The 26,926-nt window shown below is 72.5% G+C and carries 24 protein-coding genes, 4 tRNA genes and 1 pseudogene; 10 read left to right on the plus strand and 19 right to left on the minus strand.

The window, feature by feature from the left end; translation table 11 throughout:
- Position 1 precedes the first annotated feature (1 nt).
- Positions 2–2,242: an ATP-dependent DNA helicase RecG gene (gene recG / locus ACIG5E_RS27430; protein WP_396537672.1), complete on the minus strand. Its 2,241-nt coding sequence runs from the start codon at positions 2,240–2,242 to the stop codon at positions 2–4.
- 79 nt (positions 2,243–2,321) lie between these two features.
- Positions 2,322–3,953: a DAK2 domain-containing protein gene (locus ACIG5E_RS27435; RefSeq protein ID WP_396537674.1), complete on the minus strand. Its 1,632-nt coding sequence runs from the start codon at positions 3,951–3,953 to the stop codon at positions 2,322–2,324.
- Positions 3,954–4,251: 298 nt separating this feature from the next.
- Here ACIG5E_RS27435 and rpmB point away from each other — a divergent pair, with 298 nt between their 5' ends.
- The gene (gene rpmB / locus ACIG5E_RS27440; RefSeq protein ID WP_014138233.1) at positions 4,252–4,437 is read left to right on the plus strand and encodes a 50S ribosomal protein L28; all 186 of its coding nucleotides are present in this window, start codon (positions 4,252–4,254) and stop codon (positions 4,435–4,437) included.
- A gap of 144 nt (positions 4,438–4,581) precedes the next feature.
- On the opposite strand, the gene thiD is transcribed toward rpmB, so the two are convergent.
- The 3 genes from thiD to ACIG5E_RS27455 all read right to left on the minus strand — a co-directional run bounded on the left by thiD (position 4,582) and on the right by ACIG5E_RS27455 (position 7,596).
- On the minus strand, positions 4,582–5,379 hold the full coding sequence (gene thiD / locus ACIG5E_RS27445; protein ID WP_396537676.1) for a bifunctional hydroxymethylpyrimidine kinase/phosphomethylpyrimidine kinase: 798 nt from the start codon (positions 5,377–5,379) through the stop codon (positions 4,582–4,584).
- Positions 5,380–5,402: 23 nt separating this feature from the next.
- Positions 5,403–6,428 (minus strand): ATP-dependent 6-phosphofructokinase, encoded by a 1,026-nt coding sequence (locus ACIG5E_RS27450; RefSeq protein ID WP_396537678.1) that lies wholly within the window; start codon positions 6,426–6,428, stop codon positions 5,403–5,405.
- Positions 6,429–6,630: 202 nt separating this feature from the next.
- Positions 6,631–7,596, minus strand: coding sequence for a thiamine-phosphate kinase (locus tag ACIG5E_RS27455; protein ID WP_396537680.1), 966 nt, complete (start codon positions 7,594–7,596; stop codon positions 6,631–6,633).
- Between the two features lie 229 nt (positions 7,597–7,825).
- On the opposite strand from ACIG5E_RS27455, the gene ACIG5E_RS27460 reads away from it, so the two are divergent.
- Positions 7,826–8,059, plus strand: coding sequence for an Lrp/AsnC family transcriptional regulator (locus tag ACIG5E_RS27460; protein WP_396537682.1), 234 nt, complete (start codon positions 7,826–7,828; stop codon positions 8,057–8,059).
- Between the two features lie 20 nt (positions 8,060–8,079).
- The gene (locus tag ACIG5E_RS27465; RefSeq protein WP_396537684.1) at positions 8,080–8,598 is read left to right on the plus strand and encodes a DUF3515 domain-containing protein; all 519 of its coding nucleotides are present in this window, start codon (positions 8,080–8,082) and stop codon (positions 8,596–8,598) included.
- A 272-nt stretch (positions 8,599–8,870) separates the two neighbouring features.
- On the opposite strand, the gene ACIG5E_RS27470 is transcribed toward ACIG5E_RS27465, so the two are convergent.
- The 3 genes from ACIG5E_RS27470 to ACIG5E_RS27480 all read right to left on the minus strand — a co-directional run bounded on the left by ACIG5E_RS27470 (position 8,871) and on the right by ACIG5E_RS27480 (position 11,955).
- Positions 8,871–10,016 (minus strand): D-alanine--D-alanine ligase family protein, encoded by a 1,146-nt coding sequence (locus ACIG5E_RS27470; protein ID WP_396537686.1) that lies wholly within the window; start codon positions 10,014–10,016, stop codon positions 8,871–8,873.
- 107 nt (positions 10,017–10,123) lie between these two features.
- A complete protein-coding gene (locus ACIG5E_RS27475; protein ID WP_396537716.1) occupies positions 10,124–11,107 on the minus strand; it encodes an NAD(P)H-dependent glycerol-3-phosphate dehydrogenase in 984 nt (327 codons plus the stop codon).
- A 14-nt stretch (positions 11,108–11,121) separates the two neighbouring features.
- A complete protein-coding gene (locus ACIG5E_RS27480) occupies positions 11,122–11,955 on the minus strand; it encodes a lysophospholipid acyltransferase family protein (protein WP_396537688.1) in 834 nt (277 codons plus the stop codon).
- Positions 11,956–12,185: 230 nt separating this feature from the next.
- On the opposite strand from ACIG5E_RS27480, the gene cofC reads away from it, so the two are divergent.
- Complete coding sequence (gene cofC / locus ACIG5E_RS27485; protein ID WP_396537690.1) at positions 12,186–12,869, plus strand: 2-phospho-L-lactate guanylyltransferase; 684 nt, start codon at positions 12,186–12,188, stop codon at positions 12,867–12,869.
- A gap of 82 nt (positions 12,870–12,951) precedes the next feature.
- A complete protein-coding gene (locus ACIG5E_RS27490; RefSeq protein ID WP_030288047.1) occupies positions 12,952–13,176 on the plus strand; it encodes a hypothetical protein in 225 nt (74 codons plus the stop codon).
- Between the two features lie 184 nt (positions 13,177–13,360).
- Here the strand turns inward: ACIG5E_RS27490 and ACIG5E_RS27495 are convergent, their stop codons facing one another.
- The 4 genes from ACIG5E_RS27495 to leuC form a co-directional block, all read right to left on the minus strand.
- The gene (locus ACIG5E_RS27495) at positions 13,361–14,074 is read right to left on the minus strand and encodes an HU family DNA-binding protein (protein WP_396537692.1); all 714 of its coding nucleotides are present in this window, start codon (positions 14,072–14,074) and stop codon (positions 13,361–13,363) included.
- A gap of 133 nt (positions 14,075–14,207) precedes the next feature.
- Positions 14,208–14,558, minus strand: coding sequence for a hypothetical protein (locus ACIG5E_RS27500; RefSeq protein WP_396537694.1), 351 nt, complete (start codon positions 14,556–14,558; stop codon positions 14,208–14,210).
- Between the two features lie 182 nt (positions 14,559–14,740).
- Positions 14,741–15,337, minus strand: coding sequence for a 3-isopropylmalate dehydratase small subunit (gene leuD, locus ACIG5E_RS27505; protein ID WP_396243729.1), 597 nt, complete (start codon positions 15,335–15,337; stop codon positions 14,741–14,743).
- Positions 15,338–15,340: 3 nt separating this feature from the next.
- The gene (leuC, locus tag ACIG5E_RS27510; RefSeq protein WP_396537696.1) at positions 15,341–16,771 is read right to left on the minus strand and encodes a 3-isopropylmalate dehydratase large subunit; all 1,431 of its coding nucleotides are present in this window, start codon (positions 16,769–16,771) and stop codon (positions 15,341–15,343) included.
- A gap of 230 nt (positions 16,772–17,001) precedes the next feature.
- Between leuC and ACIG5E_RS27515 the strand changes: the two genes are divergently transcribed.
- Complete coding sequence (locus tag ACIG5E_RS27515) at positions 17,002–17,715, plus strand: IclR family transcriptional regulator (protein WP_030246527.1); 714 nt, start codon at positions 17,002–17,004, stop codon at positions 17,713–17,715.
- A gap of 145 nt (positions 17,716–17,860) precedes the next feature.
- Here the strand turns inward: ACIG5E_RS27515 and ACIG5E_RS27520 are convergent.
- The 7 genes from ACIG5E_RS27520 to ACIG5E_RS27550 all read right to left on the minus strand — a co-directional run bounded on the left by ACIG5E_RS27520 (position 17,861) and on the right by ACIG5E_RS27550 (position 21,416).
- Positions 17,861–17,935: transfer RNA gene (locus ACIG5E_RS27520), tRNA-Gln, on the minus strand.
- A 49-nt stretch (positions 17,936–17,984) separates the two neighbouring features.
- Positions 17,985–18,057 (minus strand) — tRNA-Glu (locus tag ACIG5E_RS27525).
- Positions 18,058–18,083: 26 nt separating this feature from the next.
- Positions 18,084–18,156, minus strand: a tRNA-Glu gene (locus ACIG5E_RS27530).
- Positions 18,157–18,204: 48 nt separating this feature from the next.
- Positions 18,205–18,276: transfer RNA gene (locus tag ACIG5E_RS27535), tRNA-Gln, on the minus strand.
- Positions 18,277–18,528: 252 nt separating this feature from the next.
- Positions 18,529–20,028 carry a glutamate--tRNA ligase gene (gene gltX, locus ACIG5E_RS27540; RefSeq protein WP_396537698.1) on the minus strand — a complete coding sequence of 500 codons (1,500 nt, stop codon included), beginning with the start codon at positions 20,026–20,028 and terminating at the stop codon, positions 18,529–18,531.
- Positions 20,021–20,821, minus strand: a complete 801-nt coding sequence (locus ACIG5E_RS27545; protein ID WP_396537700.1) for a fumarylacetoacetate hydrolase family protein — start codon at positions 20,819–20,821, stop codon at positions 20,021–20,023. Before ACIG5E_RS27545 ends, gltX begins: the two co-directional genes overlap by 8 nt.
- 328 nt (positions 20,822–21,149) lie before the next feature.
- Positions 21,150–21,416 (minus strand): hypothetical protein, encoded by a 267-nt coding sequence (locus tag ACIG5E_RS27550; protein ID WP_396537702.1) that lies wholly within the window; start codon positions 21,414–21,416, stop codon positions 21,150–21,152.
- Positions 21,417–22,006: 590 nt separating this feature from the next.
- Here ACIG5E_RS27550 and ACIG5E_RS27555 point away from each other — a divergent pair.
- From ACIG5E_RS27555 to ACIG5E_RS27570, 4 genes and pseudogenes are all read left to right on the plus strand, one after another.
- Positions 22,007–25,801 carry a nitrate- and nitrite sensing domain-containing protein gene (locus ACIG5E_RS27555; RefSeq protein WP_396537704.1) on the plus strand — a complete coding sequence of 1,265 codons (3,795 nt, stop codon included), beginning with the start codon at positions 22,007–22,009 and terminating at the stop codon, positions 25,799–25,801.
- 10 nt (positions 25,802–25,811) lie between these two features.
- Positions 25,812–26,225 carry a roadblock/LC7 domain-containing protein gene (locus ACIG5E_RS27560; RefSeq protein WP_030291361.1) on the plus strand — a complete coding sequence of 138 codons (414 nt, stop codon included), beginning with the start codon at positions 25,812–25,814 and terminating at the stop codon, positions 26,223–26,225.
- A 161-nt stretch (positions 26,226–26,386) separates the two neighbouring features.
- A complete protein-coding gene (locus ACIG5E_RS27565) occupies positions 26,387–26,812 on the plus strand; it encodes a DUF742 domain-containing protein (RefSeq protein ID WP_030291321.1) in 426 nt (141 codons plus the stop codon).
- Positions 26,793–26,926: pseudogene (locus ACIG5E_RS27570) on the plus strand (ATP-binding protein); the annotation flags it as partial. The gene ACIG5E_RS27565 and the pseudogene ACIG5E_RS27570, both read left to right, overlap by 20 nt.

A 26,926-nucleotide genomic window follows, 5' to 3' on the forward strand; every position in this document is an offset into this window, starting at 1 on the left:
CTCAGCCCTTCTCCATGTAGGCCGCGCGGTCCTCGTCGAGCAGGCTCTCCAACGCGGTGCGCAGCTCCGGGTGGGCGGTCAGGTCCGGGTCCTCGGCGACCAGCCGGGTGGCCTCGGTCCGGGCGGTGAGGATGACCTCCTCGTCCTCCAGCACCGAGAGCACCTTGAGCGAGGACTTCACCCCGGACTGCGCCTGCCCCAGCACGTCGCCCTCGCGGCGCTGTTCGAGGTCGATCCGGGAGAGCTCGAAGCCGTCCAGGGTGCCGGCCACCGCGTCCAGCCGGCCCCGGGCGGCGCTGCCGCCGGGCATCTCGCTGACCAGCAGGCACAGGCCGGCCGCGCTGCCCCGGCCGACCCGGCCGCGCAGCTGGTGGAGCTGGGAGACGCCGAAGCGGTCGGCGTCCATGATGACCATCACGGTGGAGTTGGGGACGTTCACGCCGACCTCGATGACGGTGGTGGCGACCAGGACGTCCACCTCCCCCGCCGCGAACCGGCGCATCACCTCGTCCTTGGCCTCCGGGGCGAGCCGGCCGTGCAGGATCTCCACCCGCAGGCCGCTCAGCGGGCCCCGCACCAGCATCTCGGCGGTCTCCACCACCGAGAGCGGGGGCCGCCGTTCGTCGCTCGCGGCGCCGGCGTCCGCGACCTCCTCGAAGTCCTCCTCGGCGGCCTTGCGCTTCTTCTTGCCGTCCTTCGCCGGAGCGGCCGGCTCCTCGTCCCCGATCCGGGGGCAGACCACGTACGCCTGGTGGCCCTTGCCGACCTCCTCGCGGACCCGTTCCCAGGCCCGGGTGAGGAAGTTGGGCTTCTCCAGCGCGGGGACGACGTGGGTGGAGATCGGCGAGCGCCCGGCCGGGAGCTGGTCCAGGACGGAGGTCTCCAAGTCCCCGAAGACGGTCATCGCGACGGTGCGCGGGATCGGGGTGGCGGTCATCACCAGCAGGTGCGGCGGCTGCTCGCCCTTGGCGCGCAGCGCGTCCCGCTGCTCGACGCCGAAACGGTGCTGCTCGTCCACCACGACCAGGCCGAGGTCCTGGAACTGGACCTTGTCCTCGATCAGCGCGTGGGTGCCGATGGCGATCCCGGCGTCCCCGCAGGCCATGTCCAGCAGCGCCTGCCGGCGGGCCGGGACGCCCATCGAACCGGTCAGCAGCACCACCCGGGTGCCGAGGTCGGAGCCACCGAGCATGCCGCCCTCGGCGAGGTCGCCCATCATCTCGACGATCGAGCGGTGGTGCTGCTGGGCGAGCACCTCGGTGGGCGCGAGCAGCACGGCCTGGCCGCCGGCGTCCACGACGGCGAGCATGGCGCGCAGCGCGACCAGGGTCTTGCCGGAGCCGACCTCGCCCTGGAGCAGCCGGTGCATCGGGTGCTCGGTCGCCAGGTCGGCGGCGATCTCGGCGGACACCTTCTGCTGGCCCTCGGTGAGGGTGAACGGCAGCCGGGCGTCGAAGGCGTCCAGCAGTCCGCCCTCACGGGCCTTGCGCGGCTTGGCGGGCAGCGCGGAGTCGGCGGCCCGGCGCTGGGCGAGGGCGACCTGGAGGACGAAGGCCTCGTCCCAGCGCAGCCGGCTCTGGGCGCGTTCGCGGTCGGCCTGGCTGCGCGGGCGGTGGATCAGCTCCAGCGCCTCGGGCAGCGGGATCAGGTCGTGCCGCTCGCGCAGTTCGGCGGGCAGCGGCTCGCCGACGTCGCCGAGGTGCTTGGTGAGCGCGGTCTCGATGCAGATCGACAGCTTCCAGCTGGGCATCTGCGCACTGGCGCCGTACACCGGGATGAGCCGGCCGGCGAACTGCTTCGCCGCGGACCCAACTCCGGTTGATGCAGTGGCGTCCTCGTCGAGCAGCTGGTAGTCGGGTGAGACCAGCTGACGGGAGCGGTTGAAGACGCCGACCTTGCCCGCGAACAGGCCCTGGGCGCCGGCCCTGAGCTCCTTCTGCCGCCAGCCCTGGTTGAAGAAGACCAGCGAGAGCCGGCTGCGGCCGTCGGTGACGACGACCTCCAGCCGGTCGCCCTTGCGGCCGCGGAACGGGATCAGGGTGACCTTCTCGATCCGGGCCAGCACGGTGACGTGCTCGTCGATCTCCAGCTCGTCCAGGCTGGTGAGCTGGCCGCGTTCGACGTAGCGGCGCGGGTAGTGGTGCAGCAGGTCCCCGACCGTGCGCAGCTTGAGGCTGTCGGCGAGCACCTTCGCGGTGCGGTCGCCGACGAGCTTGGTCAGTGGTTCATCGAGAGCGCCCATCAGGCCCTTGTTTACACCAAGGCACCGACGAACCGCGGGCTCTCACTCGCCCGAGCGCCTCCGAGGCGCTCGGGGCGACTCACTCGACCCCGATGAGCAGCGGCGTGGACTCCTGCCCCCCGTGGAAGACCACCGAGTCCACCTCCGGCCGCTGCTGGCGGACGTGCGCCACCAGCCGGTCGGCGAGCGCCCGGTCGGCGCCCTCGCCGAGGATCAGGGTGACGAGTTCGCCGCCCGCGCCGAGCATCCGGTCCAGCACGCTCTCGCCGACCTCGGCCAGCCCGACGCCGATCACCGCGACGTCGCCGTCGATCAGTCCCAGCACGTCACCGGCCTGGCAGACCCCGGCCATGGTCCAGGACTCCCCCTCGGCGACGGCCAGTTCGGCGTACCGGGTGGCCCCGGCGGCGGAGGTCATGGCGACCACGTCCTCGTCGAAGCGGCGCCCGCCCTCGTGCACCGCGAGCGCGGCGAGGCCCTGCACCGGGGAGCGGGTGGGCAGGACGGCGATCCGCACGCCCTCCTCGCGCAGCTGGTCGGCGGCGGCCCCGGCGGCGGCGCGCAGTTCGGGGTCGTTGAGCAGCAGCACCACCTCGCGGGCGGCCGAGCCGCGCACCGCGTCGGCGAGTTCGGCGCTGGCCGGTCGGCGGTCCGGGTCGGCGTGCAGGACGACGGCGCCGGCCTGCTCGCACAGCTCGGCCAGCCCCTCGCCGGAGACCACGGAGAGCACCGCGCGGGCCCGCTCCTCGCGTTCGCCGCGCTCGGCGGCGGTGCCGGCCCGGGCGGCGGCCTCCGCGAAGTGGGTGATCCGGATCTGGTGCGGGCGCCCGGCCTCGACCCCGGCCTCCACGGCGGCGCCCGCGTCGTCCACGTGGACGTGCACGTTCCACAGGCCGTCGCCGCCGCCGATCACCAGCGAGTCGCCGAGCCCGCCGAGCCGCTCGCGCAGCCCGGGCAGCGCCGCGTCGGGCGCGTCCAGCAGGTAGATGACCTCGAAGGCGGGGTGGCCGGGGCCGGGCGGGCGCAGGTGCACCTCGCAGCTCTCCACCGCCCGGACGTCCCCGCGCAGCGCGACCGGCCCCATCGGCTGCTGCCCGGCGACGGCGTCGGCGAGCGCGCCGAGGACGGCCACCAGGCCGCGCCCGCCGGCGTCCACCACCCCGTTCTCGGCCAGTACGGCGAGCTGCTCGGGGGTGTGCCGCAGCGCGTCCCGGGCGGCCCGGTGAGCGGTGTCGGCGACCTGCGCGAGCCCGTCCCCGGCCCGTACCGCCTCACGGGCGGCGAGCCGGGCGACGGTGAGCAGGGTGCCCTCGACGGGCTCCGCGACGGCCAGGTAGGCGGAGTCGGCGGCCTGTTGCAGGGCGGCCCGCAGCTGGTCGGCGCCGCCGCCCTCGGCGAGCTTCTCGGCGGTGCCGCGCAGCCATTGGGCGAGGATCACCCCGGAGTTGCCGCGGGCGCCGATCAGCGCGCCGCGGGCCATCGCCCGGACGGTGTCGGCCAGCCCGGGAGCCGGGTCGGCGGCGGGATCGGCGAAGCGGCTCTCCACCTCGGCGGCGGCGGACTCGACGGTCAGGTAGAGGTTGGTGCCGGTGTCGCCGTCCGGGACCGGGTAGACGTTGAGCGCGTCGATCTCCTCCCGGGCCTGGCCGAGCGCGCGCAGGGCGAGCTGGCACCAGGTGCGCACGGCCGGGGCGTCGAGCGTGTGCAGCACCAGGTCTCCTCCGGATGGGACGCCGATATGGCCTGAGGGGCAGCAACACAGTCAGTGCAGCGGCGAGGGTGGTACCCGCAGGTTATCGGGGGTCGGGGAGGGCCGCCGGGACCGCCGACCGGAGCGATCACTCGGCCGGTCATGGTAGTTTCGTGGGACGGAAGCAAGCGTTGTATGCTCTTCCGGTTGCCTGGAACCGTCCAGGCTCACCCCCTTATCCGGTCTGGTTCACGCGAGTGCTCCGGTGGGTGGGCGGGGTTTTCGAAAGTAACTGATCTGAAGTCTTGGAGTGACTCCTGTGGCTGCCAACTGCGACGTCTGCGGCAAGGGGCCGGGCTTCGGCAACAGCATCTCCCACTCTCACCGCCGTACCCCCCGTCGTTGGAACCCCAACATCCAGACGGTGCGCGCTGTGATTGGGCGGACGCCGAAGCGGCTCAACGTCTGCACCTCGTGCATCAAGGCCGGTAAGGTCTCGCGCTGACGCGCAGACCGGCATGCCGGTCCTCCAGTGAGTCGGTTCATCCCCGGATGAGCCGGCTTCGCTGTTTCCGGGACCGGTCACGTTTTCCGGACGCACCGGTGATGGGCGGACCCCCTCGGGGGCCCGCCCATCACTGCGTTCCGGCTAGCGCCAGCGCCAGGCGTGGTCGACCGGGCCGATCCCGGCGCCCAGGGCGAAGCCTCCGGCGATCGCGCCGGTGATGTACTCCTTGGCCGAGCCCACCGCCTCGGGCAGCGACTCGCCCTTGGCCAGGCCGGCCGCGATCGAGCTGGCCAGGGTGCAGCCGGTGCCGTGGGTGTGCCGGTTGTCGTAGCGCGGCGCGCGGTACCAGTGCACCTCGCCGGGCCCGCCGTACAGCAGGTCGGTGGCCTCGCCCTCCAGGTGGCCGCCCTTGACCAGCACCCATCGCGGACCGAGGTCCAGCAGTGCCTCGGCGGCGGCCAGCATCTGCGACTCGTCCTCGACGGTCCGGCCGGTGAGCTGCGTCACTTCGTGCAGGTTGGGGGTGACCACGGTGGCGACCGGCAGCAGCTTCTCCCGGACGGTGGCCACCGCCTCGGCGGCCAGCAGCGCGTCCCCGTGCTTGGAGACGCCGACCGGGTCGACCACCACCGGGGCGTCCACCCCGGAGAGCAGGTCGGCGACGGTCTCGACCAGTTCGATCGAGGCGAGCATGCCGGTCTTCACGGCCTGCACCCCGATGTCGTCCACCACGCTGCGGAACTGCGCCCGGACGGCCTCGGCGGGCAGTTCCCAGTAGCCCTGGACGCCGAGCGAGTTCTGCGCGGTGACAGCGGTGATCACGCTCATGCCGTGGACGCCGAGGGCGAGCATCGCCTTGAGGTCGGCCTGGATGCCGGCGCCGCCGCCGGAGTCGGAGCCGGCGACGGTGAGCACGCGGGGAGGTGCGGTGGAGGACATGCGCCCAACCTACCTCCGGCGGTTCAGAGCACGGCCTCGGACTCCGCCCAGCGATCCTCCGGCACCGTCTTCAGCCGGGTCACCGCGCGGCCGATCGGCAGCAGCTCGATGCCGGTCCGGCGCAGCGCGGTGAAGTGCCCGAACGCGCCCCGGTGGACGGCCTCCACCGCGTGCCAGCCGAAGCGGGTGGCGAGCACCCGGTCCCGGGCGGTCGGGGTGCCGCCGCGCTGGGTGTGGCCGAGGATGACCGGACGGGCCTCCTTGCCGAGCAGGTTCTCCAGCTCGTGGGCGAGCCGGTTGCCGATCCCGCCGAAGGTGCGGTGGCCGTACTGGTCGACTTCGCCGTGGTCGAAGCGCATGGTGCCGGGCACCGGGGCGGCGCCCTCGGCGACGGCGATGATGGCGAACTTCTTGCCGCGGTCGAACCGGTCCTCGACCATCCGGGCCACCGCCTCGATGTCGAAGGGCTTCTCCGGGATCAGGATGCCGTGGGCGCCGCCGGCCATGCCCGCGGTGAGGGTGATCCAGCCGGTGTGCCGTCCCATCAACTCCACCACCATGACGCGCTGGTGGGATTCGGCGGTGGTCTTCAGCCGGTCGATCGCCTCGGTCGCCACGTGCACCGCGGTGTCGAAGCCGAAGGTGACGTCGGTGGCGTCGATGTCGTTGTCGATGGTCTTGGGCACCGCGACGACCGGCAGCCCGGCGTCGCTGAACAGCTTGGCGGCGGTCAGCGTCCCCTCGCCGCCGATCGCGATCAGTGCGTCGATGCCGATGTCCCGGGCCAGCGTCCTGGCGTTCTCCACCGCCCAGACGATCCGCTCGCGCTGCACCCGGGCCGAGCCCAGGATGGTGCCGCCGAGGGTGAGCAGACCGGTGACGTCGTCGTGCGAGACCGGACGGGTGCGGCCCTCGATCAGGCCGAGGAAGCCGTCCTTGATGCCCACGATCTCGTCCCCGTGGACGTCCGTGCCCCGGTGCACGATCGACCGGATCACCGCGTTGAGGCCGGGGCAGTCGCCGCCGCTGGTCAGTACACCGATGCGCATGTGTGGTGTGCTCCCGCTCGCAGTGGGTTCAGACCACCCGCGCCGGACGGCGGGCGGGCTCGGATGCCGCAAGCCTACGCAAAACGCATCCTCGAAGCCCGCCGCCGCAACGCCCGGAGCGTCACGCGCCGTTCCGGCGTCCACGCCCCGTCAGCCGTACTCCGTACGTCACTCGGCGAAGTGCGTCACCCGGCGAAGCGCGTCACTCGGCGAAGTGGTCCCAGCCGCCGACCCGGTCCCAGGGCGCGCCGTCCACCGTCACCCGGCCGCTGCGCGAGCCCCGCGGGCGACCGGTCACCTCGCCCACCACCCGCCAGCGGGACGGGAGTTGGACCCCGCGCGGGAAGGTCGCCACGATCGCGTGGTCCTCGCCGCCGGACAGCACCCAGACCAACGGGTCCACCCCGACCGCCTGTCCGATGTCGGCCATCTGCGCCGGGACGTCGAAGTCGGCGGCCTTGAGGTCGATGTCCACCTCGCTGGCCCGGGCCACGTGGCCGAGGTCGGCGACCAGCCCGTCGCTCACGTCGATCATCGAGGTCGCGCCCAACTCGGCCGCGGCCGGGCCCGAGTGGTACGGCGGCTCGGGCCGGCGGTGCGCCTCGACGAAGGCGCGCGGGGAGCGGAATCCGCGCTGCAGCACGGTCAGTCCGGCCGCCGACCAGCCCAGCCAGCCGCTCACCGCGACCACGTCGCCGACCTGGGCGCCGGAGCGCGTCACCGCCGCGCGCCCCTGGAGGTCGCCGAGCGCCGTGATCGCCAGCGTGACGGTGTCGCCGCGCACCACGTCTCCGCCGACCACCGTCGCCCCGGCGACCTGGCACTCGTCGCGCAGCCCGTCCATCAGCTCGGTGGCCCAGGTGGTCGGCAGGTCGGCGGGGGCGACCAGCCCGAGCAGTATCGCGGTCGGCACCGCGCCCATCGCGGCCACGTCGGCGAGGTTCTGGGCGGCGGCCTTGCGGCCCACGTCGTAGGCGGTGGACCAGTCCCGGCGGAAGTGCCGGTTCTCGATCAGGACGTCCGTGGTGGCCACCACCCGGCCGTCCGGGGCCTTCACCACCGCGGCGTCGTCCCCGGGGCCGAGGTCGACCGCGTCGGTGAGCGGTACCCGGGCGGTCAGCTCCCTGATGAGGCCGAACTCGCCGAGCTCGCCCACGGTCCCCTGCATCTGCCGTCCTCTCGCGTTTCCTTCCCGGATGGCGCTGCCATCCGGATTCCAGTCCCCGTCGCGCTCCCCCGCGCGCAGCGTACGCCCTTCGGGGCTGCGGAAGTCTCCCCTCCCCGGCCCACTGCGCGGTAGCGTGGTGATCAGCCTGCCGGTGAGCCCGCATCCACCCCTGCGCCAGATCGGGCGATCACGGCGGCGATCCTCCCAACCGGCCGCCCGGAGGTCACCCGTGGTACAGGCATACATCCTGATCCAGACCGAGGTAGGGAAGGCCACCGCGGTGGCCGAGACCATCTCGGAGATTCCCGGCGTGATCACCGCCGAGGACGTCACCGGTCCGTACGACGTGATCGTCAAGGCCGAGGCCGAGACGGTGGACGACCTGGGCCGCATGGTGGTCGCCAAGGTCCAGAAGGTGGAGGGCATCACCCGCACCCTCACCTGTCCGGTGGTGCACCTCTAAGCCCCGGCTACCATCGGCGGGTGCCCAGAGAACTCCGCATCCCCAAGGCGCTGACCGCGCTTCCCGCGCCGGTCCGCTGGCTGGCCGTGCCCGTGGCACTGGCCTGCACCGTGGTGGCGCTGGTCGGCAGTTGGAGTTCGGCCGACCCGGCCGTCGAGGTGCCGCAGCCCTCCGGCCGGGCGGCCGGGTACTGCCGGGCGCTGGCCGCCGCGCTGCCGCAGGATCTGCTCGGCCACGCCCGCAAGGACCCGTCGCCCGCCTCGCCGTACGTGGCCGCCTGGGGCAGCTCGCCCCGGACGGTGCTGCGCTGCGGCGTCGACCGGCCGGAGGAGCTGAACGGCGAACACGCCGAGGACTGGTCGCCGACCGTCGACGACGTCACCTGGTGGTCGCAGAAGCTCGGCGACGGCGGCTACCGCTTCGTGACGACCATGCGCGCCGCCTACGTCGAGGTGACCGTCCCGGCCGGAGCCGCGCAGAACCCCTTCGACCCGGCCGCCGCGCTCACCCCGGCGGTCAAGGCCAACGTCCCGGGCTGAGCGGGCGAACACCCGCCCCGGAGGCGAGGCTCGCGGGGGGGGGGCGGGGGGGGGCCGCCCGCCCCCCCCCCCCGGGCGGGGGCCCCCCCCCCCGCCCGGGGCGCCGGGGCCCCGGGCCGGGCGGCCGCCGGGCAGGGGGCACCCCGGCGCCGCCCCCGCCGGCCGAACACCACACCGCGGGGGGGGGGGGGGCCCCCCCCCCCCGGGGGGGGCCGGGGGGGGGGGGCGGGGGGGGGGGCCCCGGCCCCCCCCCCGCGACGCGTCCGGATCCGCTACCGAAGGCCGGTCGAACGGCGCAGCGCGCTCTGCAGCAGCCGGTCGATCAGCTCCGCGTACGAGACGCCGCTGGCGTCCCACATCTTCGGGTAGGCGGAGATCGGGGTGAAGCCCGGCATGGTGTTGATCTCGTTGATCATCCAGCTGCCGTCCTCCAGCAGGAAGAAGTCCACCCGGGCCAGGCCCTCGCAGCCGAAGGCCTCGAACGCGGCCACCGCCTGGCGCCGGATCTCCGCGACCTCCTCGTCGGTCAGCTCGGCCGGGATCCGGACCTCGGAGGAGTCGATGTACTTGGCCTCGAAGTCGTAGAAGTCGAAGCCCTCGCCGACCAGCACCTCGGCCGGGACGCTGGCCCGCGGGCCATCCTCGAACTCCAGCACGCCGCACTCGATCTCGCGGCCGGACACGCCCGCCTCGATGATCAGCTTGGGGTCGTGCCGGCGGGCCTCCTCGATCGCGGCGTCCAGGTCGGCCAGGTCCCGGACCTTGGTGATGCCGATGCTGGAACCGGCCCGGCAGGGCTTCACGAACACCGGCAGGCCGAGCTCGGCGACCCGCTCGCGCACGGCGGCGCGGCCCTGCTCGGTCTCCCAGTCGCGCGGCCGCACGATCGTGTAGTGCCCGACGCCCAGACCGTGCGAGGCCAGGATCCGCTTGGCGAACTCCTTGTCCATGCCGGCCGCGCTGGCCAGCACGCCGTTGCCGACGTACGGGACGCCGGAGAGCTCCAGCAGGCCCTGCAGGGTGCCGTCCTCGCCCCACGGGCCGTGCAGCAGCGGGAACACCACGTCGACCTCGCCGAGGGCCTTGGGGGCACTGCCCGGCGAACTCAGCAGCACCTCACGGCTGCCCGGGGAGACCGGCAGCGCGACCTGCCCGTCGACGGCCTCGGCGACGTGCGCCACGTCCGGCAGCCTGCCGTCGGTGATCGCCATCCGGGCCGGCTCGTCGCTGGTCAGCGCCCAGCGGCCCTCGTGGGTGATGCCGATCGGCAGCACGTCGTACTTGTCACGGTCGATCGCCCGGAGAACGCTGCCCGCGGTGGAGACCGAGATCGCGTGCTCGGAGCTGCGCCCGCCGAAGACCAGCGCCACGCGCGGCTTCGGGGCGGACGGGTTCGGGGAGGACTGTTCGATGCTCATATCGCGTTCGAGACTACCGTGCGACGTGTTTCCGGGAAGTCAACGCCTTCCCGGAGAGCCCATGCCGCGACGTCCCTGTCGTGCTCGGGCGCCCCTCGCCTCGGCGCTCAGCGCCGCTCCGCCTTGGCCGAGCGCGACATCAGCGCCTGCAGCGCCTCCTGGGTCGGCCGCCCGTTGTGCACCACGTCCACCACGGCCTCGACGATCGGCATGTCGACCCCGCTGCGCCGGGCCAGGTCCAGCACCGACTCGCAGGACTTGACGCCCTCCGCGGTCTGCCGGGTGGCCGCGATGGTCTCGGCCAGCGACATGCCCCGGCCCAGGTTCATGCCGAAGGTGTTGTTGCGCGACAGCGGCGAGGAGCAGGTGGCGACCAGGTCGCCCATCCCGGCCAGCCCCGCGAAGGTGTGCGGGTCGGCGCCCAGCACCTCGCCGAGCCGGGTGGTCTCGGCCAGCCCACGGGTGATCAGCGTCGCCTTGGTGTTGTCACCGAGCCCCATGCCGGCCGCCATGCCGACGGCCAGGCCGATCACGTTCTTGACCGCGCCGCCGAGTTCGCAGCCGACCACGTCGGTGTTGGTGTACGGCCGGAAGTACGGCGTGTGGCAGGCCGCCTGGAGCCGCTTGGCGACCGCCTCGTCGGTGCAGGCCACCACGCTGGCGGCGGGCTGCCGGTTGGCGATCTCCTTGGCCAGGTTGGGCCCGCTGACCACCGCGACCCGCTCCGGGCCGACCTTGGTGACCTCGTCGATGACCTCGCTCATCCGCTTGGCGGTGCCGAGTTCGATGCCCTTCATCAGGCTCACCAGCACGGTCTGCGGCTCGATCAGCGGCGCCCAGGCGGCCAGGTTGTCGCGCAGCGTCTGCGAGGGCACCACGAGCACCGCGAAGTCGGCGCCGGCCAGCGCCTCGGCGGCGTCGGTGGTGGCCCGGACGGAGTCGGGCAGCCGGACGCCCGGCAGGTAGTCCGGGTTCTCGTGGGTGGTGTTGACGGCGTCCACCAGTTCCTGGCGGCGGGCCCACAGCACGACCTCGCAGCCCGCGTCGGCCAGCACCATCGCGAACGCGGTGCCCCAGGAGCCGGTCCCCATCACGGCGCAGCGGGTCACCGGCCCGCCCCCTGACCGTCGTTGTCGCCCGGGCCGCCCTTGGCCCGGTGGCGCTCGGCCTGCGCGGCGGCGGCCCGCTCGCGGGCGGCCTTGCGCATGTCGTAGCGCTCGGCCGGCGGCTGCTCGCCGCGGACCTCGGCCAGCACCGCGGTGATCGCCGCCATGATGTCCTCGGTGGCGTCGTTGAGCACCTGGGCGGTGAGCTCCTGGCCCCGGTACTTGCTCAGGTCCACCGCGGGCCCGGCCGCCACGGTCACCCGGTGCCGCGGGAACAGGTTGAACTTGCCCTTGCCGTAACCGCCCCGGCCGTACGGCGGGATGATCTCGTGGGCGCCCCAGTGCGCGACCGGGATGACCGGCGCACCTGTCATCAGCGCGACCCGGGCGACCCCGTTCTTGCCGGTCATCGGCCACAGGTCCGGATCCCGGGTGAGCGTTCCCTCCGGGTAGAACTGCACGCACTGGCCGTTGTTGACGGCGTCGATCGCGGCCCGGAAAGCCTGCGCGGCGTCGGTGGACTCGCGGAACACCGGAATCTGGCCGGTCTTGCGGAGCATGAATCCGATGAAGGGAACCGAGAACAGCGAGGACTTCCCGAGAATGCGCGGCGGACGCCCGCTGTTGTACTGCCAGTGCGCGTAGATCACCGGGTCGATGATCGAATTGTGGTTCACCGCGGCGATGAAGCCGCCCTGCTTCGGAATGTGCTCCCAGCCCCGCCAGTCGGGCTTCACCAGGGCGGTCGTCACCGGCTTCACCAGCACGGCCGCGAAGCGGTACCAGATGCCGTAGTCGGCGTTGCCGAACTTGGCGTACGAGCGGCGGGCCACCCCAGCTCCTTCTCTTTCGATGCGGCACGTGGGGTGCCGCGGTCATTGCCTCCCGGTGCCGCGCACCGCTGCGACCGGGGCCCGGCGCACGGGCGCGGAACAGTGTCGCCCGCCTGCTCACCGGCTGTCGAGCGGCCGCGCCAACCCGCCGGGCGGGCGTGATCAAACGCACGTCCGCACAGCTCGGACGGCCTGGCGAGGGCTCCGGGACCGGCGTCACAATGACGCCGATGACCCAGGACACCGTACGCCCCAGCGGGCCCGTCGCGCCCGCCGCACCCGCCGCCGACTGGTCGCTGGTGCTGCCGCTCAAGCCGCTCGCCCTGGCGAAGAGCCGACTGGCCCCGTACGCGGGGCCGCACCGGGCCGGCCTGGCTCTGTCCTTCGCCCTCGACACGGTCACCGCCGCGCTGGCCACCCCGGGCGTCGCGCGCGTCCTGGTGGTCACCCGGGACGCCACGGCCGGCGCCCGGCTGGCCGCGCTCGGCGCCGTGGTGGTCGCGGACGAACCCGGCGGCGGCCTCAACCGGGCGCTGGCGCACGGCGCCTCGGCCGCCCTGGCGCTCGCCCCGCGGGCACCGCTGGCCGCCCTCTCGGCGGACCTGCCGGCCCTGCGCCCGGCCGAACTCGCCCGAGTGCTGGGGGCGGTGCCGCCGGACGGCCGGGCCTTCCTGCCCGACTCCCCCGGCCTGGGCACCACGCTGCTCGCCAGCGCCCCCGGCCGTCCGCTCTCCCCCGCCTTCGGGGACGGCTCACGGGCCCGGCACGCGGCCGGCGGGGCGCTCGAACTGCGCCTGGCGGGCGTGGAGTCGGTGCGCCGGGACGTCGACACCGGCACCGACCTCGGCGAGGCGGCGACGCTCGGTCTCGGCCCGTACACCAGTGCGCTGTTCGCCCGTATGAGCCGCTCCTGACCCGGGTCCGACGCGTTCCCGGCCCGTTCCCGGAGCGCTCCTGACCAGCGGGCCCGCTGCGGCCGCTCGCTATGCTGCTGGCATGCAGGCCACCGCGTTCACCTTCGACCCCGCCACCCGGGCCGGCTCCGTGCTGCTCGACGACGGGACCCCGGTGCCGTTCGACGCGGCCGCCTTCGACGCCGGCGGCCTGCGGCTGCTGCGGCCCGGCCAGCGGGTGCGGATCCGCACCGAGGGCACCGGCGAGGCCCGCCGGGTGGTCTTCGTGACCCTGCAGACCTTCCCCGACCCCGCCGACGGGCGCTGACCCCGCCGGACTCCGGCTCCGTTCCCGCTGGTCCCGCGGTTTTCCGCGCCCGGCCGACGGCTGCCGTCGAATCCTGACTAAGCGCCCGGAAATCGAAAGAGCCGCGGCCACCCGGTCTCCGCGTTCGCGGAAGGGGGTGCCGCGGCTCTGAGCCGAAGGCCGTCCGAGGACAGTCGCGCGGGACTTACTTGGCAGAGGTCTTGCGCGCGGTGGTCTTGCGGGTGGCGGTCTTCTTCGCCGGCGCCGTCTTCTTGGCCGTGGCGGTCGCCTTCTTGGCGGTGGCCGTGGTCTTCTTCGCGGCGGCGGTGGTGGTCGCCTTCTTGGCGGCGGCCGTCTTCTTGGTCGCGGTCGCCGTGGTCTTCTTGGCGGCGGCGGCGGTGGTCGCCTTCTTGGTGGCGGTCGCCTTCTTCGCGGCGGTGGCCGTGGTCTTCTTGGCGGCAGCCGTGGTGGTCGCCTTCTTGGCGGCGGCCTTCTTGGTCGCGGCCGGGGCGGCGGCGGCAGCGGTGGCGGCGCGCTTGGTGGCGGCACGCTTGGCGGCCGGGGTCGCGGCGACACCGGTCTTGCCCGGGGTGAGGGAGCCCTTGGGGGCCTTCTTCACCGAGGGGCCTTCCTTCGGCAGCTTCTTGCTGCCGCTGACCAGGTCCTTGAAGCCCTGGCCCGGACGGAAGCGGGGGACCGAGGTCTTCTTGACCTTGACCCGCTCGCCGGTCTGCGGGTTGCGGGCGAAGCGCGCGGAGCGCTCCACCTTCTCGAAGGTGCCGAAACCGGTGACCGAAACCCGGTCACCGGCCACAACGGCACGGACCATGGTGTCGAGCACTGCGTCGACGGCCTCTGCGGCAGCCTTGCGACCGCCCAGCTGCTCGGCCACCGCTTCGACAAGCTGAGCCTTGTTCACGTCTTCCCCTTCGGAAACGGGCGCCGGATGATTCCATCCGTTCTTTTCGCACGTTAGGTATGTATCTGCGGACTTTCAATTACCAAACGCGCGAATCACCCTAGTGTCGCAATGGATTTGCGCGTCCGCGACCTCAGTCGAGCGGCGGGTGCCCCTCGTCGAGGTCATGTACAAAGCGACTCAACCGCCTTGCCGCCTCCGGAAGATCGCGCTTGGCGGTCTCCGTGACGATGAGCAGTTGACGGGTGAGAGCGGTCTTTGCATCGACAGACACGTTCAGCGCATGCACGCGGGCGTGAGCTTGCTTCAACCGCTCGGCCACGAGCGCGTAGAGCGCTGCGACTTCCGGGTCGTCCGACGCCTCAGCTGGTGTTGCGGAGGTGACGTCCGGCCGATCGTCAATTCGGCGTTCGGATCCCCGGCCCCTGGACTCCTCGGACGCGGGTTCGCCACCCGCGTACGGAGGTTCATGGTGCCGGTGCATGTACTGATTGTGCCATCTACCCGCAGTTGTACTTGCGCGGGGCCCTCTTCCGCAAAGCCGAATGGGCAATCCGGGGAGGACCCGGCGCTAACTCGCGCTCCGGAACGCCGGATGGCCCGGCCCCCCCGAGGGGGAGCGCGGGCCATCCAGTGGATCGTCAGAATGCTTGTTCTGAGGGGAACTCAGGAGACCGGCAGAGTACGGGGCTTGAACGCCGGACGGGTCGCCTCGTAGGCGGCGATGTCGGCCTCGTTCTGCAGGGTGATGCTGATGTCGTCCAGGCCGTTGAGCAGCCGCCACCGGACGTTGTCATCCAGTTCGAAGGGCGCGGTGACGCCTTCGGCCCGGACTTCGCGCTTCTCCAGATCAACGGTGATCTCGGCCGAAGGGTCACTCTCGGTGAGCGACCAGAGTCGTTCCACGGTCTCCTGCGGCAGTACGACGGTCAGCAGGCCGTTCTTCAGCGAGTTGCCGCGGAAGATGTCCGCGAAGCGCGAGGAGATGACCGCGTGGAAGCCGTAGTTCTGCAGCGCCCAGACGGCGTGCTCGCGGGAGGAGCCGGTGCCGAACTCGGGGCCGGCCACCAGGACGGTGGCGCCCCGGCGCTCGGGCCGGTTGAGGATGAACGACTCGTCCTTGCGCCAGGCCTCGAACAGCCCGTCCTCGAATCCGGATCGGGTGACCTTCTTGAGCCAATGGGCCGGGATGATCTGGTCGGTGTCCACGTTGCTGCGGCGCAGCGGGACGGCCCGGCCGGTGTGGGTGGTGAACTTCTCCATGGCTCAGGCCTCCACGGCGACGTCGGCGAAACGGTCGGACAGGTCGGACGGGGACGCCAGGCGGCCCAGGACGGCGGTCGCGGCGGCGACCTGCGGGGATACCAGGTGGGTGCGGCCGCCCTTGCCCTGCCGACCCTCGAAGTTGCGGTTCGAGGTGGAGGCACAGCGCTCGCCGGGGGCGAGCTGGTCGGGGTTCATGCCCAGGCACATCGAGCAACCGGCGTGCCGCCATTCGGCCCCGGCGGCGGTGAACACCTGGTCCAGGCCCTCCTCCACGGCCTGCAGGGCGACCCGGACGGAGCCGGGGACGACCAGCATCCGTACCCGGTCGGCGACCTTGCGGCCCTCCAGGACGGCGGCGGCGGCGCGCAGGTCCTCGATCCGGCCGTTGGTGCAGGAGCCGACGAAGACGGCGTCGACGGCGACCTCGCGCAGCGGGGTGCCGGCCTCAAGGCCCATGTACTTCAGGGCGTTCTCGGCGGCGACGCGCTCCTGCGGGTCGGCGAAGTCCTCGGGGTGGGGGACCTCGGAGCCGAGCGGGGCGCCCTGGCCGGGGTTGGTGCCCCAGGTGACGAACGGGGTCAGCTCGCTCGCGTCGATGAACACCTCGTGGTCGAAGACCGCGTCCTCGTCGGTGACCAGGGTCCGCCAGTACTCGACGGCGGCGTCCCAGTCCTCGCCCTGAGGGGCGTGCGGGCGGCCCTGGAGGTACGCGAAGGTGGTCTCGTCCGGGGCGATCATGCCGGCCCGGGCGCCCGCCTCGATCGACATGTTGCAGACGGTCATCCGGGCCTCCATGGACAGGCTCCGGATCGCCGAACCGCGGTACTCCAGGACGTAGCCCTGGCCGCCGCCGGTACCGATCTTGGCGATGACGGCCAGGATCAGGTCCTTGGCCGTGACGCCCTCGGGCAGTTCGCCCTCGACGGTGATCGCCATGGTCCTGAACGGCGCCAGCGGCAGGGTCTGGGTGGCCAGCACGTGCTCGACCTGGCTGGTGCCGATGCCGAACGCCAGCGCGCCGAAGGCGCCGTGGGTGGAGGTGTGGGAGTCGCCGCAGACCACGGTGGTGCCGGGCTGGGTCAGGCCGAGCTGGGGGCCGACCACGTGCACCACGCCCTGCTCGACGTCGCCGAGCGAGTGGATCCGGACGCCGAACTCGGCCGCGTTGCGGCGCAGGGTCTCCAGCTGCACCCGGGAGACCGGGTCCGCGATCGGCTTGTCGATGTCCAGGGTCGGGGTGTTGTGGTCCTCGGTGGCGATCGTCAGATCGGTGCGGCGGACCTTGCGGCCGGCCAGCCGCAGCCCGTCGAAGGCCTGCGGGCTGGTGACCTCGTGGAGCAGGTGCAGGTCGATGAACAGGAGGTCGGGCTCGCCCTCCGCGCGCCGCACGACGTGGTCGTCCCAGACCTTCTCTGCGAGTGTCCGTCCCATCGGATTCCCTCCAGCCGGCCGCGTTGCCGGCCTTCTCGTGTCGTCGGGTAAACGCTTGCGCCGCCCAGTGCGGGCGCGTTCGCGCAACCTGCACGCCGGATCGCTGTCCACGATGCGGACACTCTGTCGAGGTCACATCCTGGATGTCTCCCGGGCTGCTGCATCCAGAGTGGCGCTTTTCCCGGAAGATTGAACTTGCGTCTCGCGGAATGAGACTGCAGTCTTAGGGCATGGACAACACTAGCGGCGTCGGCGTTCTCGACAAGGCCGCTCTGGTGCTGAGCGCACTGGAGTCGGGCCCCGCCACGTTGGCGGGGCTGGTCGCCGCCACCGGTCTGGCGCGCCCCACGGCCCACAGACTCGCCGTCGCACTCGAACACCACCGTCTGGTCACCAGGGACATGCAGGGGCGCTTCATCCTCGGCCCCCGCCTGTCCGAACTCTCCGCCGCGGCGGGCGAGGACCGGCTGCTCGCCACCGCGGGCCCGGTCCTGACCCACCTGCGCGACGTCACCGGCGAGAGCGCACAGCTCTACCGCCGCCAGGGCGAGATGCGGATCTGCGTAGCCGCCGCCGAGCGGCTCTCCGGCCTGCGGGACACCGTCCCGGTCGGCAGCACCCTGCCGATGAAGGCCGGCTCGGCCGCCCAGGTCCTGCTGGCCTGGGAGGAGCCCGAGCGACTCCACCGCGGCCTCCAGGGCGCCCGCTTCACCGCCACCGCGCTGAGCGGCGTCCGGCGGCGCGGCTGGGCCCAGTCGATCGGCGAGCGGGAGCCGGGCGTCGCGTCCGTCTCCGCGCCCGTGCGCGGCCCCTCCAACCGCGTGGTGGCCGCCGTCTCCGTCTCCGGCCCGATCGAGCGGCTGACCCGCCACCCGGGTCGGCTGCACGCCCAGGCCATCATCGAGGCCGCGAACCGGCTCACCGAGGCGCTGCGCCGGAGCTGACCCGGCCGAATCCCCCACCCCACTCCCCCACCCCCCATTCCCCCACCGAAAACGAAAAGGGCCCCGCTCGAAGTCGAGCGGGGCCCTTCAAAAGCATTCGGGGGCAAAGCAAAAAGACCCCGCGGGGCGGGGCCTTTCCATTTTCTGGCTGGGGTACCAGGACTCGAACCTAGACTAAATGAACCAGAATCACTCGTGCTGCCAATTACACCATACCCCAACACAAAGCAAGGGCCGATGGGCGAGCCCACCGGCTTCCTGCTCTGAAGTACCCCCGACCGGATTCGAACCGGCGCTACTGCCGTGAGAGGGCAGCGTGCTAGGCCGCTACACAACGGGGGCTTCCAGGTGATCCCTTGCGGGATCAGTACCCCCGACCGGATTCGAACCGGCGCTACTGCCGTGAGAGGGCAGCGTGCTAGGCCGCTACACAACGGGGGCTTGGATCTTCATTTGTACTGCGGTGCGACCGTTGCCGATCGTACAGCGCTGGGGTACCAGGACTCGAACCTAGACTAACTGAACCAGAATCAGTCGTGCTGCCAATTACACCATACCCCACCAGAGTTGAACCCCGACTGGGGGCCTTCTCAGGTGTTGCGCCTCTCGGTCGGTCCCGTTCCGAGGGGGCTTTCGCTCCCTCGTCCGTTCCCTCCCGGGCGGCGCAGAAAGAACATTACCCGACGTCTGCCCTGGCTCCAAAATCGATAACCGCAGGCAGCGGCCGGGAGGCCGTCGGATGACCTCCGGGTGCGCCGCGGGCCCGGCACGGAGCCGGGCCCGCGGGCTGCTCAGCGGCCCGTCCGTCCGGCCTCAGGCGGCCGGCAGGGCGTCCAGGGCGGAGCGCAGCCGGCGGAGCGTCTCGGGGCGGCCGAGCAGCTCCATCGACTCGAACAGCGGCGGCGAGACCCGGCGGCCCGTGACGGCCACCCGCAGCGGCGTGAAGGCGAACTTGGGCTTGATGCCCAGCCCCTCCACCAGCGCCGCGCGCAGCGCGGCCTGGATCGGCTCCGGGGTGAAGTCCGCGAGCTCCTCCAGCGCCTTGATGCTGGCCTCCAGCACCGGGCGGGCGTCGGCGGTCAGCACCTTGGCGGCGTCGTCCGGGTCGACGGTGAAGTCGGCCGGGTCGACGAACAGGAAGCCGGCCATGTTCACGATCTCGCCGAGCACGACCATCCGCTCCTGGGTGAGCGGCGCGATCCGGGCGAGCAGGTCCAGCTGCTCGGCGGTCGGCTCGGCCGGCAGCAGGCCGGGGGCCTGGAGGTACGGCACCAGGCGGCGGACGAAGTCCTCCGGAGCCAGCTTGCGGACGTGCTCGGCGTTGATCGCCTCGCACTTCTTCAGGTCGAAGCGGGCCGGGTTGGAGTTCACCTTGGCGATGTCGAAGGCCGCGATCAGCTCGTCCATGTCGAAGATGTCGCGGTCGTCGGCCAGCGACCAACCCAGCAGGGACAGGTAGTTGAGCAGGCCCTCGCGGATGAAGCCGCGCTCGCGGTAGAGGTTGAGCGAGGCCTGCGGGTCGCGCTTGGAGAGCTTCTTGTTGCCCTCGCCCATCACGTACGGCAGGTGGCCGAAGCGCGGGGTGGCACCGGTGCCGACGCCGATCTCTGCGAGCGCCGCGTACAGCGCGATCTGGCGCGGGGTGGAGGACAGCAGGTCCTCGCCGCGCAGCACGTGGGTGATGCCCATCAGGGCGTCGTCGACCGGGTTGACCAGGGTGTACAGCGGGGCGCCGTTGGCCCGGACGATGCCGTAGTCCGGCACGTTCTCCGGCTCGAAGCTGAGCGTGCCGCGGACCAGGTCGTCGAACGCGATGGTCTTGTCGGGCATCCGGAAGCGCAGGATCGGCTCGCGCTTCTCCAGCTTGTAGACGGCGACCTGGTCGTCCGTCAGGTTCCGGCAGTGGCCGTCGTAACCGGAGGGCTTGCCGGCCGCGCGGGCGGCCTCGCGGCGGGCGTCCAGTTCCTCGGTGCTGCAGTAGCAGTAGTAGGCGTGTCCGGCCTCGTGCAGGCGGCGGGCGACGTCCGCGTAGACGTCCATCCGCTGCGACTGGCGGTACGGCTCGTGCGGGCCGCCGACCTCCGGGCCCTCGTCCCAGTCGAAGCCGAGCCAGCGCATCGCGTCGAGCAGCTGCTCGTACGACTCCTCGGAGTCGCGGGCCGCGTCGGTGTCCTCGATCCGGAAGACCAGCGTGCCGCCGTTGTGGCGGGCGTAGGCCCAGTTGAAGAGGGCGGTGCGGACCAGACCCACGTGGGGGTTGCCGGTCGGGGACGGACAGAAGCGAACCCGGACGGCCGGGTCAGTGTTAGCCACGCTTGATCACCTTGTTGGTGAGAGTGCCGATGCCTTCGATGGAGACGGCGACCTCGTCGCCGACGTTGAGCGGGCCCACCCCTGCGGGCGTGCCGGTGAGGATGACGTCGCCGGGCAGCAGCGTCATGGCCTCGGAGACGTGGACGACCAGCTCGGCGACCGAGCGGATCATCAGGGAGGTGCGGCCGGTCTGGCGGAGCTCGCCGTTGACCGTGCAGGTGATGGCGAGGTCGCCCGGGTCGAGGTCGGTCTCGATCCACGGCCCCAGCGGGCAGGCGGTGTCGAAGCCCTTGGCCCGCGCCCACTGGCCCTCGCGCTGCTGGACGTCCCGGGCGGTGACGTCGTTGGCGCAGGTGTAGCCGAGGATCACCTCGGGCACCCGGTCCAGCGGCACCTCGCGGCACATCCGGCCGATCACCACGGCGAGTTCGGCCTCGTGGTGGACGTCCGAGGAGAACGGCGGGTACGCGATGTTCTCGGTCGGGCCGATCACCGAGGTGGACGGCTTGAAGAAGGTGAGCGGGAGGTCCGGGACGTCGTTGCCCAGCTCGGCGGCGTGCGCCGCGTAGTTGCGGCCGACCGCCACGATCTTGTTGGGGAGCATCGGGCTGAGCAGCCTGACGTCCTGGAAGCGGTAGCTCTCGCCGGTGGGCTGGGGTTGGCCGAACGGGTGGCCGGCCAGCGCGTGGACGACCAGCGAGTCGGGCTGGGAAGGGTCCCCCTCGACCACGCCGAAGGAGACGCTGCCGGCGGCAGGGCTCCCTTCCCGGACGGAAAACCTGGCAATGCGCACGGCTGGGCTACCCCTCGCTTCGTCGGCCGCCCGGGGCGCCCCCGGGCGCTGCTCGGGCGCCTCGCCCGTACCGGGCGCGGCCCCGTCAATCGACGTCCAGGCTATCGCGTGGGGCCCCTCCCGACCGCTTTGCCCCGGTTCAGTGCGGTTGGGATGGACCTGCCCCGAGCCGAAGGGCGCGCCGGCGCCGAAAGGGAGAAGCGAGGGAGCGCCGACCGTCGGCGCCGGGCCAGGAGCGCCCGGGAGGCGAGCGGGCGAGTCACGGCTGAGGGCGCCGCGGACCGCGCTGGTGCGGGTCCACGGCGCCCTCGGTGCAGCACTGGTCGGATCAGTCCCGGACGGTGACGACCGGGGCGACCATCAGCTGGGTACGGCGCGGGTTGGCCGTGACGGCCGGCAGCTCGGTGCCGTAGGTGAGGACGTCCTCGGGCTTGCGGGCGCCCGGGATCTTGCTGAAGTCCTCGACCGAGGCCAGCGTGGTCCGGCGCGGGTTCGCCGTGGAGCGGCAGGACAGCGTGGACTTGGTGGCCTTCTTCGCCAGGGACATCGAGAGCACCTCGTGGTCGTGGCCGGGCGGATCGCCAGGGATCCGCACCGGCCGGAGTGATTCCGATTGATTCGGAGGGGTTCTGGGCAGGCTGATCGGGGCCGTGCTCCAGAGACAGCCAGGTTACGAGATCTCATTCCACAGACGCCGTGACCAAAGCTACACATTAGTCTGTGATTTTGCTCACAAATTGCGGAGCAAATCACCGATAACCGACATTTCGCCGCATCGGAATTTCCCGACATTCTGCACAGAACGGGCATTCCAGCAGGTCTGCGACTCTTTTCGATCTAGGGTCCCGTTGGCATGTCTCCGGCGAGTGTCCGAAAAAGGCGGTATTCCGGTCCGGTTACCGCACAGTCAGTGAGATCGCGCATGCGTTCGGTAGTACCCGACGGCTGGCCCCGGCGGCCCTTGTTGGGATTCCCTCGCTGTGCTGGAATGCCACGGACCGTGGGTAGGGAGCAGTCCACCCCGGCGACCCGCTCTCCCGGACCGGCCGGGGTGCGGATGGAAACTCGACACCGTCCAGGCCGTGGCGACGCGGCGGGACGCCCGGTCCAGAGGTTGCGACGCCAGTGCAGGGACGTTTCAAAAGGGGTAGCGGCGCCGCGGGTGACCCGGAGTCGCGCGAGCCTGTGGCAGCCCCTCAGCAGGCGGCGGCCCTCGGCGGCCCGACCGACCCGGTGACGCCCGAGGCCGCCGGGGGCCCGGAGGACGACGGCCAGGAACGCAAGTCCACCCGGGGCAAGCTCCGGACCACCCTGACCAGGCGCCGCGCCACCGGTCTGAGTCGGCTCGCGATGCGCAACTGGCGCATCCGGACCCGCCTGATCGCGCTGCTCGCGCTGCCCGTCCTGGTCTCGCTGGTCCTCGGTGGCCTGCGCATCCAGACCTCGCTGGACAACTCACAGCAACTCGCCCAGATGGCCAACCTGTCCGACCTGGCCAAGAAGGCGACCAACCTCGCGGACGCCCTGCAGACCGAGCGGGACATCAGCGCCGGCTACATCACCAACAAGCCGAACGACCCGCTGGACGACGACATCGTCGCCGCCCGCAAGGCCACCGACGACCTCAGCCGCACCTTCACCGCCTCCTCGGACAAGTTCGAGAACCTCGAACTCTCCGGTGGGAAGGCGCTGCTGTTCCAGATCCGCAAGGACCTGAACTCGATCGCGGACGCGCGCAACACGCCGTACCAGAACAACCAGAACATCCAGGCGACGATCACCGCCTACGACGTGATCATCGGCGACCTGCTGGGCATCACCCAGGACATCGCGCTCGCCTCCAACAACAAGGACCTGCTGGTCGCCACCCGCGCCCTGCAGCAGTTCTCGCTGGCCAAGGACGCCACCTCGCAGCAGCGCGCGCTGATCAGCGCCGGTCTGGCCAACCCCAAGGGGCCGGACCTGAGCGCGAGCGACGAGTCCTTCGGCATCCGCCTGCGCACCACGTACGACAACGCGCTCAACAGTTTCAACAACATCTACACCGCGCACGACCTGGACAACCTGCGCGGTCAGCTGAGCTACAACAACGTGGTCGCCGAGGCGGACCGCTACTCGCGCTCGATCCTCCAGCCGGGCGGTATCCACCAGACCGAGCCGGTCACGTACAAGGACTGGTACGAGAAGGCCAACAGCAAGATCACCGCCGAGCGCCGGATCGAGTCCAAGCTGATCGAGGACCTCGACGGAAAGGCCCAGGACCTGCAGTCCCAGGCCGACACCGAGGCCCTGATCATCGGTGCCGCCGTCGCCCTGACCCTGCTCGTCGCCCTCGGCGGCGCCGGTCTGATCGCCCGCTCGATGGTGCGCTCGCTGACCCGTCTGCAGACCGCGGCCGAGGACGTCGCCGAGCGGCGCCTGCCCGAGCTGGTCAAGACGCTCTCCGAGAGCGACCCGCACGACGTCGACACCACGGTCGAACCGGTCGCCGTCGACTCGACCGACGAGATCGGCCACGTGGCCCACGCGTTCGACATGGTGCACAGCGAGGCCGTCCGCCTCGCCGCCGAGCAGGCCCTCCTGCGAGGCAACATCAACGCGATGTTCACCAACCTCTCGCGCCGCAGCCAGGGCCTCATCCAGCGCCAGCTGTCGCTCATCTCCGAGCTGGAGAGCCGCGAGGCCGACCCGGACCAGCTGGCCAACCTCTTCAAGCTGGACCACCTCGCGACCCGCATGCGCCGCAACGGTGAGAACCTCCTCGTCCTCGCGGGTGAGGACCCGGGCCGCCGCTGGACCCGCCCCGTCCCGCTGGTCGACGTGCTCCGCGCCGCCGCCTCCGAGGTGGAGCAGTACGAGCGCATCGAGCTCGCCGCCGTACCGTCGGCCGAGGTCGCCGGCCGCGTCGTCAACGACCTCGTCCACCTGCTCGCCGAGCTACTGGAGAACGCCACCTCGTTCTCCAGCCCGCAGACCCGCGTCCGGGTCACCGGCCACGCCCTGCCCGACGGCCGGGTGCTGGTCGAGATCCACGACACCGGCATCGGCCTCAGCCCGGACGACCTCGCCGAGATCAACGAGCGCCTGGCCAACCCGCCGACGGTGGACGTCTCCGTCTCCCGCCGCATGGGCCTCTTCGTGGTCGGCCGCCTGTCCCTGCGACACGGCATCCGGATCCAGCTGCGCCCGAGCGACTCCGGCGGCACCACCGCGCTGGTCATGCTCCCGGTCGACGTCACCAACTCCGCCGAGCGCCGGGCCCCCGGCCGTCCGGGCCCCGGCGGCCCGGGCAAGCAGCAGCGCGGGGCCGCCCCGACGCCGCGCCAGCAGCGCCAGATGTCGCCCGGCCGCCAGAACGGTCCGGCCGCGCTCGGCCAGGGCCCGTCCGGCGGTGCCCCGCAGGGCGGCCGTCCGCAGCTCGGCCAGGGCGGTCCGGCCGCCCCGGCCGCTCCCGCGGCCCCTGCCGCGCCGACCGGCCCGGGTGCGCCCGGCGGCCGCGCCGGTGGGCTGGGCGGGCTTCCGACCCGTCAGGTCGGCCAGTCGCTGCGCGAGAACCCGGCTCCGGCGGGCCGGCAGGAGCAGCAGGGTCGCGGCCAGGGACCGGGTCAGCCCGGCCGACGCGGCCAGGGCCAGCAGGCGCCCGCCCAGCAGGGGCAGCCGCAGCAGGGCCAGCAGCAGGGCCAGCAGCAGCAGGCTCCGCAGGGTCAGCAGCAGCAGTCGCCGCAGGGCGGTCTGCCGCAGCGCGCCCCCGGCCGTCAGGGCCCGCCGCAGGGCGGCCCGAACGATCTGCCGCGCCGCGGCCAGGGCCGCCCCGGCCAGGAGCGTCCGCGCCCCGACGGCGGTCCGGGCGCCCCGGCCCCGCGGACCGGCGAGCAGCCGCAGCACGGCCGTCCGGGTGGGCCCGGCGCCCCGCAGCAGGGTGCCCGTCCGGGCAACCGTCCGCAGGACGGCCTGCCGCAGCGCGCCCCCGGCCGTCCGGGCCCCGGTGCCCCCGGTACCCCCGGTCGGCAGGGTCAGGGCCCCCAGGGCAAGCAGGGTCCGCAGGGCCAGCAGGGTCCGCAGGGCCAGCGCCGTCCGCAGCGTCCCGGCCCGGACGCGCCGCAGCAGGGCCGTCAGCCGCAGCTGCCCCCGCAGCAGCAGCCCCAGCCGCTGCCGTCGGCCGAGCCGGCGCCGATGGAGAGCACCCAGCAGTTCGCCCGGCCGCGCTTCGAGGCCAGCCAGATCGACCCGCGTGACCCGCTGGGCCTCGGCCTGGTGGAGCCGGTGCTGCCGAACGTGCCGCAGCCGGTCCAGCCCTACCCGGCCCAGCCGCAGCAGGGCCAGCCGCAGCCGGTCCAGCAGCAGCCCCAGCAGCCGCAGCGACAGGAGCCGATGGCGCTGCCGACCGGCCCGTCCGAGGCCACCGGCGAGCAGCCCTGGTACCCGCAGCAGGCCGAGGGCCCGCAGCAGGCCCGGCCCCGGGCGTACCAGCCGCGTCGGCCCGGCACCTCCGCGCCGCAGTTCCAGCAGGAGGACCGGCCGCAGCCGGCCCCGCAGCAGCAGCCCCGGCAGGCTCAGCCCCAGGCCCCGCAGCAGCAGGCCCCGCAGGCTCAGCCGCAGCAGGGCCAGCCGCAGCAGGGTGTCGGTGACGCGCCCTGGCGCCCGTCCGCGAACGACGAGCGCTGGCGCCGTGCCGAGCAGGTCCGCGAGCCCTCGACCAGCGGTGTCACCATGTCCGGCCTCCCCCGGCGGACCCCGCAGGCCAACCTGGTCTCCGGCACCGCCGAGGCCTCACCGCTGACCGGTCCCCAGGTCTCCCGGGCCCCCGAGGAGGTCCGCGGCCGCCTGACCAACCTGCGCCGCGGCATCCAGCAGGGTCGCCGGGCCGGGGCCGAGCAGGCCGCCAACTCGCCGGGCTTCCAGCATGGTGCCCAGCAGCCCGGATTCGATAGTTTCGGTGGCCGGACCGACGGCAACGGCGCAGATCACCAGGAGCGTTGAGTTGAACCAGATGAGCCAGGCCGCACAGAACTTGAACTGGCTGATCACCAACTTCGTGGACAACACCCCCGGGGTGTCCCACACCGTGGTGGTCTCCGCGGACGGCCTCCTGCTGTGCATGTCCGAGGGTTTCCCGCGTGACCGCGCCGACCAGCTCGCCGCCGTCGCCTCCGGCCTCACCTCCCTCACCTCCGGCGCCAGCCGGATCTTCGAAGGCGGCGAGGTCAACCAGACCGTCGTCGAGATGGAACGCGGGTTCCTCTTCCTGATGGCGATCAGCGACGGCTCCGCCCTCGCCGTCCTGGCCGCACCCGACTCGGACATCGGCCTGGTCGGCTACGAAATGGCCCTGCTCGTCGACCGAGCCGGCGCCGTCCTCACCCCCGCACTCCGCGCGGAACTCCAGGGCAGTCTCCTGCACTGACCGGAACCCACGCGGATCTCCCACCGTTCCACCCCGCACCGGGTCCGACCCGACCGGCCCCGGCGCCTCACCCTCAGCTACCCTCAGGCAGCTGATCCCGCCTCAGCTGGCACCGCCCCAGCTGGAACCGGCTGCCCAAGGCTGCAGCACAAGGAGGACCCATGACCCCGCCCTCGACACCCGCCGGCCCGTACGGCAACGGGTACGGCAGCGGCTACGGCGGGCAGCAGTCCGACGGCTACGAGCAGCAGCCGCTGGTCCGCCCGTACGCGATGACCGGCGGCCGGACCCGGCCCCGGTACCAGCTCGCGATCGAGGCCCTGATCTCGACCACGGGCTCGGCCGAGCGCACCACCGGGCTGCTGCCCGAGCACGCCCGGATCGTGAACCTCTGCCGTGAGGTCAAGTCCATCGCGGAGATCTCCGCACTGGCCGGCGTGCCGCTCGGTGTGGCCCGCATCCTCGTGGCCGACCTGGCCGAGGCCGGTCTCGTCGCCATCCACCAGCCCGCCGCCGCGGGCGAGTCGGGCGGAACGCCCGATGTCACGCTGCTCGAAAGGGTCCTCAGTGGACTTCGCAAGCTCTAACGGACCCGCCCGCGCCACGACCTCCGCGAAGATCGTCATCGCGGGCGGCTTCGGTGTCGGCAAGACCACGCTCGTCGGCGCCGTCTCCGAGATCAACCCCCTGCGCACCGAAGC

The organism is Kitasatospora sp. NPDC053057 (assembly GCF_044546945.1).
Lineage (GTDB): Bacteria > Actinomycetota > Actinomycetes > Streptomycetales > Streptomycetaceae > Kitasatospora.

Bases quoted from the DNA above. Each gene is read 5' to 3' on its own strand.
- recG (WP_396537672.1), bottom strand. From the start codon at position 2,242: ATGGGCGCTCTCGATGAACCACTGACCAAGCTCGTCGGCGACCGCACC.
- thiD (WP_396537676.1), bottom strand. From the start codon at position 5,379: ATGTCCTCCACCGCACCTCCCCGCGTGCTCACCGTCGCCGGCTCCGAC.
- ACIG5E_RS27450 (WP_396537678.1), bottom strand. From the start codon at position 6,428: ATGCGCATCGGTGTACTGACCAGCGGCGGCGACTGCCCCGGCCTCAAC.
- ACIG5E_RS27455 (WP_396537680.1), bottom strand. From the start codon at position 7,596: ATGCAGGGGACCGTGGGCGAGCTCGGCGAGTTCGGCCTCATCAGGGAG.
- ACIG5E_RS27470 (WP_396537686.1), bottom strand. From the start codon at position 10,016: ATGAGCATCGAACAGTCCTCCCCGAACCCGTCCGCCCCGAAGCCGCGC.
- ACIG5E_RS27475 (WP_396537716.1), bottom strand. From the start codon at position 11,107: ATGGGGACCGGCTCCTGGGGCACCGCGTTCGCGATGGTGCTGGCCGAC.
- cofC (WP_396537690.1), top strand. From the start codon at position 12,186: ATGACCCAGGACACCGTACGCCCCAGCGGGCCCGTCGCGCCCGCCGCA.
- ACIG5E_RS27490 (WP_030288047.1), top strand. From the start codon at position 12,952: ATGCAGGCCACCGCGTTCACCTTCGACCCCGCCACCCGGGCCGGCTCC.
- ACIG5E_RS27500 (WP_396537694.1), bottom strand. From the start codon at position 14,558: ATGCACCGGCACCATGAACCTCCGTACGCGGGTGGCGAACCCGCGTCC.
- leuD (WP_396243729.1), bottom strand. From the start codon at position 15,337: ATGGAGAAGTTCACCACCCACACCGGCCGGGCCGTCCCGCTGCGCCGC.
- leuC (WP_396537696.1), bottom strand. From the start codon at position 16,771: ATGGGACGGACACTCGCAGAGAAGGTCTGGGACGACCACGTCGTGCGG.
- ACIG5E_RS27515 (WP_030246527.1), top strand. From the start codon at position 17,002: ATGGACAACACTAGCGGCGTCGGCGTTCTCGACAAGGCCGCTCTGGTG.
- ACIG5E_RS27560 (WP_030291361.1), top strand. From the start codon at position 25,812: ATGAGCCAGGCCGCACAGAACTTGAACTGGCTGATCACCAACTTCGTG.
- ACIG5E_RS27565 (WP_030291321.1), top strand. From the start codon at position 26,387: ATGACCCCGCCCTCGACACCCGCCGGCCCGTACGGCAACGGGTACGGC.